Origin of the sequence: Streptomyces sp. NBC_00249, assembly GCF_026342355.1 — a bacterium.
Lineage (GTDB): Bacteria > Actinomycetota > Actinomycetes > Streptomycetales > Streptomycetaceae > Streptomyces.
On sequence record NZ_JAPEMV010000011.1, the window covers coordinates 75,604 to 86,975 of the forward strand.

At 73.0% G+C, this 11,372-nt stretch carries 10 protein-coding genes, 1 pseudogene and 1 CRISPR repeat array; of the genes and pseudogenes, 4 read left to right on the forward strand and 7 right to left on the reverse strand.

Annotated elements, in window-relative coordinates; translation table 11 throughout:
* Positions 1-9 precede the first annotated feature (9 nt).
* Positions 10-984 carry a hypothetical protein gene (locus tag OOK31_RS36010; RefSeq protein ID WP_267091645.1) on the forward strand — a complete coding sequence of 325 codons (975 nt, stop codon included), beginning with the start codon at positions 10-12 and terminating at the stop codon, positions 982-984.
* A gap of 112 nt (positions 985-1,096) precedes the next feature.
* Here the strand turns inward: OOK31_RS36010 and OOK31_RS36015 are convergent, their stop codons facing one another.
* Complete coding sequence (locus tag OOK31_RS36015; protein WP_267091646.1) at positions 1,097-1,834, reverse strand: VOC family protein; 738 nt, start codon at positions 1,832-1,834, stop codon at positions 1,097-1,099.
* Positions 1,835-1,976: 142 nt separating this feature from the next.
* Between OOK31_RS36015 and OOK31_RS36020 the strand changes: the two are divergent.
* Positions 1,977-2,204 (forward strand): annotated as a pseudogene (locus OOK31_RS36020) (hypothetical protein); the annotation flags it as partial.
* Here the strand turns inward: OOK31_RS36020 and OOK31_RS36025 are convergent.
* The 5 genes from OOK31_RS36025 to OOK31_RS36045 all read right to left on the reverse strand — a co-directional run bounded on the left by OOK31_RS36025 (position 2,183) and on the right by OOK31_RS36045 (position 9,016).
* Positions 2,183-2,848, reverse strand: coding sequence for a bifunctional 2-polyprenyl-6-hydroxyphenol methylase/3-demethylubiquinol 3-O-methyltransferase UbiG (locus tag OOK31_RS36025; protein ID WP_267091647.1), 666 nt, complete (start codon positions 2,846-2,848; stop codon positions 2,183-2,185). The pseudogene OOK31_RS36020 and the gene OOK31_RS36025 sit on opposite strands and share 22 nt — an antisense overlap.
* A gap of 80 nt (positions 2,849-2,928) precedes the next feature.
* The gene (locus OOK31_RS36030; protein ID WP_267091648.1) at positions 2,929-4,341 is read right to left on the reverse strand and encodes an NUDIX domain-containing protein; all 1,413 of its coding nucleotides are present in this window, start codon (positions 4,339-4,341) and stop codon (positions 2,929-2,931) included.
* A 104-nt stretch (positions 4,342-4,445) separates the two neighbouring features.
* Entirely contained in the window at positions 4,446-5,489 is a 1,044-nt protein-coding gene (locus tag OOK31_RS36035) for an NUDIX domain-containing protein (RefSeq protein ID WP_267091649.1), read from the reverse strand.
* Positions 5,486-7,465 (reverse strand): ABC transporter ATP-binding protein, encoded by a 1,980-nt coding sequence (locus OOK31_RS36040; RefSeq protein ID WP_267091847.1) that lies wholly within the window; start codon positions 7,463-7,465, stop codon positions 5,486-5,488. Before OOK31_RS36040 ends, OOK31_RS36035 begins: the two co-directional genes overlap by 4 nt.
* A gap of 301 nt (positions 7,466-7,766) precedes the next feature.
* Positions 7,767-8,589: direct repeats of the CRISPR family, unit length 26 nt; unit sequence GGGTTCATCCCCGCGGGCGCGGGGAG.
* A 193-nt stretch (positions 8,590-8,782) separates the two neighbouring features.
* Positions 8,783-9,016 (reverse strand): hypothetical protein, encoded by a 234-nt coding sequence (locus OOK31_RS36045; RefSeq protein WP_267091650.1) that lies wholly within the window; start codon positions 9,014-9,016, stop codon positions 8,783-8,785.
* 99 nt (positions 9,017-9,115) lie between these two features.
* Between OOK31_RS36045 and OOK31_RS36050 the strand changes: the two genes are divergently transcribed.
* Positions 9,116-10,213, forward strand: a complete 1,098-nt coding sequence (locus OOK31_RS36050; RefSeq protein ID WP_267091848.1) for a MerR family transcriptional regulator — start codon at positions 9,116-9,118, stop codon at positions 10,211-10,213.
* A 67-nt stretch (positions 10,214-10,280) separates the two neighbouring features.
* Complete coding sequence (locus OOK31_RS36055; RefSeq protein WP_267091651.1) at positions 10,281-10,997, forward strand: hypothetical protein; 717 nt, start codon at positions 10,281-10,283, stop codon at positions 10,995-10,997.
* On the opposite strand, the gene OOK31_RS36060 is transcribed toward OOK31_RS36055, so the two are convergent.
* Positions 10,984-11,367, reverse strand: a complete 384-nt coding sequence (locus OOK31_RS36060) for a DUF6009 family protein (protein WP_267091652.1) — start codon at positions 11,365-11,367, stop codon at positions 10,984-10,986. The genes OOK31_RS36055 and OOK31_RS36060 overlap by 14 nt on opposite strands.
* Positions 11,368-11,372 lie beyond the last annotated feature (5 nt).

An 11,372-nucleotide genomic window follows, 5' to 3' on the forward strand; every position in this document is an offset into this window, starting at 1 on the left:
GTGTCCGGTGTGACCACCGTGAACCCGAGCGTCGACGCGCTCCTCGCTGACATACCCGAACTCGCCGCGTACGCCCGCAAGGCCACCTTGCTCCGGCCGGAAGCGGGCCGTCCCACCTCCCGCGACAGTCATGTGGGCGGTCCGTTGCTGTGGCCGGCCGACGAGGCGTGGCCCGTGTGTGAGGGGCCGCACCTCGTCGCGGTGCGGGAGAAGCTGTCCGACGAGGACCGGGAGACGTGGCAGCGGATCGACCGCGCCATGCGGGACCGGCGGGCGGGCAGGCCGAACGCCGCGTACGAACTCACGCACGAGGAAGCCGAGACCGAGTCCCGCATCATGGACGGCGCCGGCGCCCTCGACATGATCACCTGGGAGCGGATCCGCCGGGTCCCGGTGCCCACCGTGCCGGGCGTACCGCTGGTGCCCGTGCTCCAGCTCCGCGCGCAGGACGTACCGACGGTCGACTGGCCGGAGGGGACGGACGTACTGCAGGTGCTGTGGTGCCCGGAGGAACACGCCGATCTGCCGGGGCAGTCGTACTACTGGGGTCCTTCGGTCGAGCTGCGCCACCGTTCGGCGGCGTCGGTCGGCGCCGTCCTGGAGCGGCCCGTGCCGACGGATGCCGTGGACGGTTATCTGCCCCGGCCCTGTGTCCTCGATCCGCTGGAGGTGACCGACCTTCCGGACGGGGACGAGCTCCCGGAGGAACTCCTCGTACGGGCCGACGCCTGGGCGGAGGCCCGCGACACCGAGTACCACCGCGAGCTGTCCTGCCACGCGGGCTGGAAGGCCGGGGGCTGGCCGAGCTGGCACCTGACGGACCTGGAGCCGGTCGACTGCCCGTCCTGCGGAGCGCGGACCCGGCTGCTCCTGACGGTGGACAGCGGCAAGGACCCCAACCTCAACGTCGGCCGGTTCGGCGAACTCCGCGTCTTCACCTGCCCGCTGGACGCCGCGCACCCGATCCGCCTGAACATCCAGTAGCCGCCGGGCCGCCGGGCCGTCGGGCTGGGCCGTGACGAAGCGACACGGCTGACCCTACGGGGTCGTCACGCGCGGCCGGCCAGCCCGGTCCGCAGCTCCGGCCGGCCCGCCGTCAGCTCGGGGTGAGGAGGCAGAACTCGTTGCCTTCCGGGTCGGCCAGGACCGTCCACGGCACGTCGCCCTGGCCGAGGTCGATGTCGGTGGCGCCGAGAACCCGCAGCCGGGCCGCCTCCGCCGCATGGTCGTCTCCGGGGTACGGGCGGAGGTCGAGGTGGATGCGGTTCTTCACGGTCTTCACGTCGGGTGTGCGGATGAACTCCAGGTACGGGCCGACGCCCTTGGAAGAACGCAGCCGCGCATGACCGTCGGTCACCTCGTGCAGGGTCCAGTCCATCGCCTCGCCCCAGAACCGGGCCATGGCCCGCGGATCGGCGCAGTCGACCACCACCGCGGCCATCGGCCCGGTGTCCCGGTACATCGATCGCGGCTCCAGCACGCAGAACTCGTTGCCCTCCGGGTCGGCGAGGACCGTCCACGGGACGTCGCCCTGGCCCACGTCGGCGGGCGTCGCGCCGAGGGCCTCGAGGCGCGCGACCAGCTCTGCCTGATGGGCCGCGGAGGTGGTGGCGAGGTCGATGTGCACCCGGTTCTTCCCGGTCTTGGGTTCCGGTACGCGAATGACGTCGACGCAGACGGCGACGGGGTCGGGATAGACGAAGCCCACGGGTTCGAGGTTGGTCACGCCGGGTCCCTCGCTGTCGACACCCCAGCCGAGCACCTCCGCCCAGAACCGGCCCAGCGTGGAGTCGTCCCGAGCGTTCATCGCGATTTGCACAAGCCGTGTCGTCATGCCGCCGACCCTATGCACGCCCACCTGCGACGACAAACGGATATCCCCGTCGCCGCGCGGACACCGACCAGCCCGCCGGCGGCGGATTCCGCGTGCCCGCCCGTCGGTTCCGGCTCCGAGCGACCGCCGTAGGTTTCCGGCCATGGGAACGACAACACAGCCCGACACGATCGAGCCGATCGAGGTGATCCGGCTGGATGCCGTCGAGGAAGCCGAGCAAGACGGTGAGGCGGGCAGTGAGGCGGACGAGCCGCTGAGCGCCGACTGGCCCCGAGCCGGCCGTTCGGCCCACCTCCGCTTCATCGCCGAAGACCCCTACGTGGTCGAAGTGCACGACGGGCCCAGTACTCAGATCGTCGTCTCCGTGCCGCTCGACATGGGCGAGGAGTGGATAGCCGAGTCCAGGAGCCCTCTCGCGGCAGCCCGGACGTCAGCCGCGTGGTCTCGGAGGAGCAGGACGGTGCAGTCGTCGGCCTCGAAGCGCTCGGTGTGCTCCCAGCCGTCGGTGAGCTGGCCGATCTCGGCGTCGTCCAGGCAGATCCCGCGCAGGTCCGCGCGGTGCCGGTCGGCGTGCGGGGTGATCACGCACAGGGTGCCGCCGGGTGCGAGCAGCGCGGCGAGTTCGGCCACCGTGCGGGTGCGGTCGGGCAGGTGGGCCAGCGCCCGCCGCAGGGTGATGACGCGGTAGCCGGCTCCGGCGGGCGGGAGGGCGGCGATGCCGCCGTGGGTGACGTCGAGCCGGTGGTAGGTGATCCCGTACGACGGGGCCGCGCGGGCCCGCTCGATGGCGGCCGCGGCCCAGTCCACCGCGTCGACCTGGTAGCCGGCTGCGGCGAGGAGTCGGGCCAGTTCGCCGGTGCCGCAGGCGACGTCCAGGGCCCGGGGGGCGAGCGCATTCGACGGGAGGGCCAGATGGGCGTGGAGGAGGGACTTCTCACGGTCGGTCAGCGGGCGGAAGTCCCGGCCGCCGGCGTAGTGGTCGTGCCAGTCCTGTGCGGTCGGTGCGGTGCTCATGCGGTGCGTGTGCTCCCCTTTTCGGTCGATCGCTTCAGCGCGGTCGAGGCGTACGACGTCCGTCTGCGCCTACGTCGGCACTACGGGCGTCGGGCGGCGGTGGTGCGGAGGCGGTGCAGGGTGCGGCGGCCGCGTTCGGCGGTTCCGGGGTCGTGGTGGGTGGCGCCGTAGGCGATGGCCGAGACGGCGTCGAAGGCGGCTTCGCAGTCCAGGCGGAGTTCCTCGACGGGGCTGAGCGGTCTGCCGTACCCGGCGAGGAAAGCGTCGCGCAGTTCGGGCCGGGCGGTCCACGTGTCGCCGAGGCGCACCATGTCCCGGGTGGCGGTGGCGTACTGCGAGCGCTCGAAGTCGAGGAGCTTCACCTCGGCGTCCTCGCCTTCGTCGGCGAGGAGGACGTTGCGGTACTGGAGGTCCCCGTGCGTCGGCACCAGGACGGGCCGCGGGAGTTCCTCGTACGTCGCCGCCAGCGCGAGGACCAGCTCCGCGTCCCCGTCCCCGTCCTCCAGGTACGGCCGGGCCGCCTCCAAGTGCTGCTTCACCGGGGCGGCCGGGGACCCGGCGGGCTGCTGCTCCGGGGCGCTGCGGTGCAGGGCCGACGCGAGGCGGCCCAGCTCGTGGTGGAGGCGGGTCTCGGCGGCCGCGCCGAGGAGCATGCCGTGCGGCGAACGCCCCGCCAGGGCGGTGACGACGACGGCCCGCGCCGGGGTGTCGGCCGCGACCAGGCGGGGCGCCCGCGCCCCGAGGGCGGGAACCCAGCTCCGGTACGCGGCCACCTCCCGGTCGTGGAACCGTTCGCCGCGGTGCCGCTTGAGGTACCAGGTGCCGCCGTCGGCGCCGGTGATCCGCCACACCCGGCTGCCGCCGCCGCGCACCGCGGAGACCTCCGCCGCCCCGGCGACCCGGCCGACGGCCTGTTCCGCGAACAGCCGCAGCTGGTGGGGCAGATCCGGCCCGGCCACGGGCGGGGCGGGCAGGAGGCGGGTGCGGTCGGCGCCGTCGGCGGTGTGCTCGACGGTGTCGCCGGGCTCCTGGAAGTGCACGGCGGCGGGCCGGCCGGCGCGGTAGGCGTCCAGTCCGGCCCGGCAGTACGCCACCATCGGCTCCGGCAGCGCGTCGAGGGGGTACCAGCCCATCCCGTCGCAGCGGTCCGGTTCCCGCACCCGGGGGGTGCCGGACCAGCGCCGTACGTCGAAGAAGACTCCGATCCGGGAGCCGGCACCCCGGGGCGGGCGGTGGTGGACGGTGACGGCGACGCTCACGTCCCGCGCCTCGATCCGTACGCCGGTCTCCTCGCGGGCCTCCCGGATCACCGCGTCGACCATGCCCTCGTCCGGTTCGAGGTGCCCGGACGGCAGGTGCCACATCCCGGCGGCGTACACCGGCCCGGCCCGGCGGGACAGCAGCACTTCCGGGCCACCGCCGCCCGGCTCGCCGTCGCGGCGCAGGACGAGGTGGACGTCGACGGGCACGGTGTGCCGGGCGCCGCCGCTCACCGGGCGCGCCGGGTGTCGGGGACCTGGGGCAGCCAGGGGACGGCGGTGTCGCGGTGGCTACGGAACGCGGGGGTTGGGGTCGTCGTCATGCGGGTGTCTGCTCCTCAGGTCCAGCCGAGTTCGGTGTAGAGGCGGCCGGCCCGGATGCCCTCGATGGCGGCCCGGGTGTAGGGGACGACCGGGTCGGGGAGGGCTTCGGCGGGCCACCAGTCCCAGGACAGGCAGCGGTCGGGTTCCCGTACCTCGGGCGTGCCCTGCCAGCGCCGGGCGCGGAAGACCAGCTGCATCCGGGGCTGCCCGCCGGGCTCGTCGACGATGTGCACGAGGTGGGCCAGGTGTACGTCGTCCGGGTCGATGAGCAGGCCGGCCTCCTCCTGCGCTTCCCGCACCAGGCAGCTGACGGCCGATTCCTGCTCGCAGTGCCCGGCGAGGAAGTGATGGGTGGAGCCCGCGTACGCGCAGTCGGGGTGCCGCAGGCCGAGCAGGACGCGGCCGTCGCGCTCCAGGTAGAGGTGGACGCCGACGCCGTGGGGGACGCTCGCGCTGCCGGCCCGTGGTCCGGGCCGCGGTACTTCCGCGCGGGTGGCGGCCGCGTGCCGGCGTACCAGGTCCAGGGTGGAGGGGCTGAGCCGCAGGCGGGGCATCGCCGCCGGGTGGAACCAGGCCAGCATGACGCCTTCGGTGAGGTGGAGGCCGGCCGGGTCGCCGTTCCACCGGCCGGCGAAGACCTGCACCAGGACGGCCGTACCGTCGGTTCCGGTTCCGGGGACCAGGTCGACGTCGAAGGGCTCCAGTACGGGCAGCACCAGCCCGGCCTCCTCCCGGAGTTCGCGGCGGGCCGTGTCCTCCAGCGAGCCGTCCCCCGGCTCGCGGCCGCCGCCCGGCAGGGCCCAGGCGCCCGGCTCCCAGATCCCGGGTACGTCGTCGCGTAGGTGGAGCAGGTAGCGGCCCTGGTCGTCGTGGATCAACACGGAGGCGTTCACCGGCTCGGCCGGGCCGTCGAGGCCGCTTCGGCGCGGTGGGTCGGGGATGTGGGTGCGGCGGGTGGACGGCAAGGCGGCCTCGCGGTTCGGGGAAGCGGACGGGGAAGGGCACTTCGGGGCGGGGATGCGCCGGGCCGTACGCGGCGCCGCGCGGGCGGTGGTCACGTACGGTCCTTCGCGGCGGGCAGCGCGTCGTGGTCACCGGCGGACTGGCCCGGGAGCGGAGCGTCGAAGGCGGCGGCCTGGACGAGGTAGGCGTCGCGGAAGTCCCCGGTGCCGGTCTTCTCGTCCATCAGCTCGGCGAAGGTCCCCGACTCCGCGACCCGGCCGTCCTTCAGGACGTGGATCAGGTCGGCGTGACGTACGGAGTGCAGGCGGTGCGTGATCAGTACGATCGTCTGCCCGGTGGTGGCCGCCAGGGACCGGATCTGGTCGAAGACCCGCTGCTCGGCCACCGCGTCGAGCGCGCTGGTGGGTTCGTCCACGATGAGGATCTCGGCCCGACGGTACTTCGCGCGGGCGATCCCGACGCGCTGCCACTGGCCGCCGGAGATCTGGTGCCCGCCCCGGTATCCGCGCGCCAGGAGCGTGCCGAGCCCGCGCGGCAGGCCGGCCAGGACCTCGTCGGCCCCCGCGTACGCGGCCGCCTCCTCCACCGCGCGGTCGTCGATCGGGCGGGCGGACTCGCCGATGCCGACGTTGACGCGGAAGGTGAAGGGCCAGTGGAAGAAGTTCTGCGACATCAGCGCGACCCGGGCGAAGACCTGCGCGCGGTCCGCGGTCCGGGCGTCGACGTCGTCCCAGCGGATCGTCCCGCCGCCCTCGTCCGGCAGGTACAGCCCGGCCAGCAGCTTGACCAGGGTCGACTTCCCCGAGCCGTTCTCCCCCACCAGCGCGATGATCTTCCCCGTGGGGAAGGACAGACTGACTTCGCGCAGCGTCGGCTCGGGCTGCTCGCCGCCACCGCTGCTGCCGGGGTAGGTGAAGGTGACCTCCTCGAACCGGACCTCCCTCACCTCCTCGGGCAACGGCTCCCCGCCCACCGGGATGGCCCGGGCCTCGGCCTCCCGGCACAGCCGCTCGTAGTCGGCGACGAACAGGGACTCCTGGTGCAGGTCGGTGATCTGCAGCACCAGGGAGTCCAGGCTGGAGGCGCCCGTACGGATCGCCAGTACGGCCGTACCCGCGACGGCCAGCTCCATGGCCCCGCCCCACAGCAGCAGCCCGAGGGCCCCGTAGGTCAGCAGGGTGGCCACGCCGCCGGCGCCGTCCGCGACCAGCCCGATCCGCGCGGCCCGGCGGGCCAGCCGGGTCTGCTCGCGCTCGCTGGTCTCGGCCATGTTCCGGAAGTGCCCGAGCAGGAACGGGCCCACCTCGTGGACGCGCACCTCGGCGGCCGCCTCCTGCTGGGTCAGCAGCTGCCCGAGCAGGTGGCCGGCCCGCGCGTGCTGGACGAAGGTGTGGAAGGAGATGTACCGCTGCTTGGAGATCGTCAGCGAACTCCAAGCGCTGGGCAGGGTCATCAGCACCAGCAACGGCAGCAGGACCGGGTGCAGGACGGTGAGGACGCCGGCGGCGGCGATGAGGGAAATCGCGGAGTTCAGGGTGTTGGTGCAGTAACGGATCATGCCGCGGGCGGAGTCGGCCCCGTAGCGGGCGGCGTCCAGGAGCCGGTGGAACTCGTCGTCCTCGACGGCCGCGAGCTCCACCCGGTGCACCAGCCCGAGGTAGCGCTCGGTCGCCACCCGCTGCACCTTGGGCTCCAGCGTGCCGGTGGCCGCCGTGGACGCGGACCGCAGCAGCGAACCGAGCAACGCCGCCCCGGCCACGACGACGAGCGCGGGCACGGCCCGGACCAGCCGCTCGTTGGTGGTGCCGTCCGTGAGCAGATGCCCGAGCACGCTGTTGACCGCGACGAGCCCGACCGCCTGGGTGAGACCGCGGCCGACCTCGGCGCCGAGGACGACCCGCAGGGCGTGCGCGTCGGCGAGGGAGGCGAGCCGCATCCCCGTACCGACGAGCCGCGGCAGCCCCTTGGCCATCGTCCACAGCCCGAGCCGGAGCCACGCCCCCTCGTGCCGCTCCCACCCGATGTCGTAGGCGAGCTCACCCCCGAACAACAACCGCTCGGACTCCGACATCCCGTCGGCCCCGGCGCCGCTCACGCTCCCCACCTCAACCACGCCTCACGGCATGCGACAGCCGGTCGTTCGAATACAGCAAGCCGAGAACGGCAATCAGCCAAGCACCCCACAACACCCTCCGAACGGACGCACAACTGGCACTGGTGCTCTAGAAACGCCCCCCGATCGGCCCAGTCACGCCCGGTCCGAGGGCAGCCGCTGAACACATGTTCCCGCCACCGCCCTGGGGCTTGGCCCCCCTGACCCGACGCCATTGAAACTCGCTCGAACAGGTCAAGGTCCCCCGAACGGAGGCTTGCGGGCCTGGGCCACGTGCGCGGGGAGCAGTGGACGGCGTATGGCTCTTCGATGGGGTTGAAGGGTTCATCCCCGCGTGCGCGGGGAGCAGGTCCACGGGCTGATGTTGTCGATGATCCCGTTGGGTTCATCCCCGCGTGCGCGGGGAGCAGGCGTTGACCTCAGGTAGGGAGGTGGGGCGCCAGGGTTCATCCCCGCGGGTGCGGGGAGCAGCAGGCCCTTCACTCTGACAACGCTTACCTGGAGGGTTCATCCCCGCGGGCGCGGGGAGCAGGAGCAGGGCCAGGTCGACGAGGCGCTGGAGAAGGGTTCATCCCCGCGGGCGCGGGGAGCAGGCGGTGACCCCTCCGTACGAGTGGACGGTGGTGGGTTCATCCCCGCGGGCGCGGGGAGCAGGACTGCAGGCTGAACATGTACAGGTGGTAGCCGGGTTCATCCCCGCGGGCGCGGGGAGCAGCCCTGGGCAAGCCGACCGACGATTTCGGGCCGGGGTTCATCCCCGCGGGCGCGGGGAGCAGTCGCTGATCTCCAGCTCGGCGAGGATCGCGAACGGGTTCATCCCCGCGGGCGCGGGGAGCAGGGTCTCGGGTTCGGGCACCATCACGGCCCCCAGGGTTCATCCCCGCGGGCGCGGGGAGCAGCGTGTCGGGCAAACGACCCTTGCCAGGCATGGGGGTTCATCCCCGCGGGCGCGGGGAGTAGAAGGGCCTGGAAGTCGTCATCGCCGACGACAAGGGTTCATCCCCGCGGGCGCGGGGAGTAGTCGCCTTCACGAGCGGCTGGCAGCGACTGAAGGGGTTCATCCCCGCGGGCGCGGGGAGTAGGCTTTCTGACCAGGCACGTTACAGCCGCGGCATCGCAGATTCGCGCACTTTCGTGGAATCCGGCAATTCAGACATCGCCCGCTGCTGCCGGCTCAGGTATCCGCGTCATCGTCCGTGAACCGCCACTTTCCACCGCATCAACTGCGCGAACGAGCCAGGGCCGGCACTCCCCCCGAGAGCAAGCGGCAGGCGCTCACGCGTCCCCGGCGGACCCCTCCTGTTCGGCCAGCAGGGTGTCGAGGACGTGCAGGGCGCGCCAGGTGCGGGTCATGCGGAACGGGGCCGTGGCGCGGACGGCGGCGCGGGTCTCGGCGGGGGTCGCTCCCGCGCCCAGCGCGCGGCCAACGTGGGCGCGGAAGCTCTCTGGAGGGCCTCCGCCACGGTCTTGGGTACGGGGGCGGGCGGCACGCGTGGTCGGACCGGGCACCGTCGGCCTGAACCGGCCTTGCTTGCTGCCGTGAGTGCGGCTCTTGACCCTCACGTGACGTCAGGCCGCATAGTCGGTGCCGTGGAAGATCACTGGACCGTGGGACGCGTGGCCGAACTGGCCGACGTGAGCGTCCGCACGCTGCATCACTATGACGAGATCGGACTCGTGCGGCCGTCGGCCCGGACCCCGGCCGGGTACCGGGCCTACTCGGCGGGCGACGTGGAGCGGCTCAGGGAGGTGCTGGCCTACCGGCGGCTGGGCTTCGGGCTGCGGGAGGTCGCGGAACTGGTCGGCGACCCGTCCACCGACGCGGTCGCGCACCTGCGCCGGCTGCGCGGCCTGCTGCTGGAGCGGCGTGATCGGGCTGACGCCATGGTGGCGGCCATCGACAGGGAACTCGAGGCACGGGCGAAGGGACTGAGGGTGACACCGGAGGAGCAACTGGAGATGCTCGGTGCACGGCTGTACGACGCGATCGGCGGCGCTTACCCCGCGACCCGGCGTACCGAGCCGCGGATCGCGGCGCAGATCTGGGACGCGCTCGGGGACCCGCGGACGGTGCTGAACGTCGGGGCCGGCACCGGCTCCTACGAGCCCGCCGATCGCGACGTGACCGCGGTCGAGCCATCGGCGGTCATGCGCGGGCAGCGCCCTGCCGGCTCGGCGCGGTGCGTGGCCGCCGCCGCGGAGAGCCTGCCGTTCGAGGACCACTCCTTCGACGTCGCGATGGCCGTCTCCACCGTTCACCACTGGGGCGATCCGATAGCGGGGCTGCGCGAGATGCGGCGCGTGGCCCGCCGCGTGGTGGTGCTCACGTTCGACACCGACGAGCCCGGATGGCAGGACCGGTTCTGGCTCACCCGCGACTACCTGCCCGAGTTCGCCGACGTCCTCGCCGGGTTTCCCTCGCTCGCCGGGATGGCCGACGCGATCGGGGCCCGCGCCGAGCCGGTGCCCGTCCCGTGGGACTGCGCCGACGGCCTGTTCGAGGCGTACTGGCGCCGGCCGGAGGCGTACCTGGAGGATCACGTGCGCCGCGCGATGTCGGTGTGGACGAGGGTCGGGCCCGAGGCCGAACAGCGGGCGGTACGAAGCCTCGGCGACGACCTCGCCTCCGGCCGGTGGGCCGGGCGCAACCGCGCCCTCGCCGACCTCGACGCGGCAGACCTCGGCCTGCGCCTGCTCGTAGCCTGAACGGACGCCCCCGCGCGGCGTCGGCCGGAGGGGGCGGAGAATGGCCTGTCAACGATGGGGGAACCGAATGCCGCGTCTTCCGCGTGCCGTAGCGACAGCCGTCACCCTGACGGCCTGCGTGGCGGCCACCACCACGTCCTGCGAGCCGGAGGGGCCGCCCCCGGTGCCCCGTCCGGGGGTGCTGACCGAGGCCGAGCTGAGGTCCGTACTTCCGTCAGGGACGGACATACCGGGCTACGTCGTCAAGCCCCACTCACCGCCTACCGCGACACCCCACACGGCCATACCGAGCAAGGTCAGCCCGGACACCCCGCAGGCGTGCCAGGCACTCGTCGACTTCAGGCTGAACCACGAGCCGCCCCGACCCGCGGCGAGAGTCCCGGCCGAGATATGGCCGCGGGACGACACCTCCGGGAAGCGCGACTTCAAGAAGCTGCACTCCGTGGTGCTGTCCAGCCACACCGTCGAAGAGGCCTCCGCGGTGGTGGACTCGCTCAAGAAGGCGGTGCCCCTGTGCGGCGAGTTCCTCGTGTACACCCTGAACTACGGGGACCAGGACGCGCGCATCCGCATCGGCCGGCGCCCGGCCCCGCCGGCCGGGGACGACAGCGTCGCCTTCGACTGGACCGTGCCGGGCATCGCGATGAACACCACCGTTCCCGTCACGGTCGTCCGCACGGGCGGTGTGCTCACCGCCTACTCCGGCGCGGTCCCCGCCAAGATCCTGCGCAAACAGCACGAGAAGCTACGAGCCTTCATCTCCGGGCAGATCACGCGACCGTAGGTTCCGCCGTCGCCAGGCCGCGTTGGGAGCGGGGGGTTTTGAGGCCCACCTTGCGGGGTTCGATCGTGCGGGGGTCCACCGCTTCGCCCGGGGCGCCCTCGCGGTAGAGGCCGTTGGGTTCGGCGTCGCGGTCGTGCGGGAGGAGGTAGAAGACGCGGCGCTTCTGGAGGCCGCTGTCGGGGTCGGCTTCGGCGGTCTCGCCGAGTTCCGTGAAGCCGATCATGCGGCCGTCGCGGTGGTAGCGGGGCCTGCCCCGCCGGCGCGGGGTCTTGTCGAGGGCCTGGCGTACGTAGTCGAGCGCCTCGGGGTCCTCCAGCCACACCACGTTGACCTCGTGGGTGAGATCGCTCGGTTCGAGCAGCGAACTCATGGCCT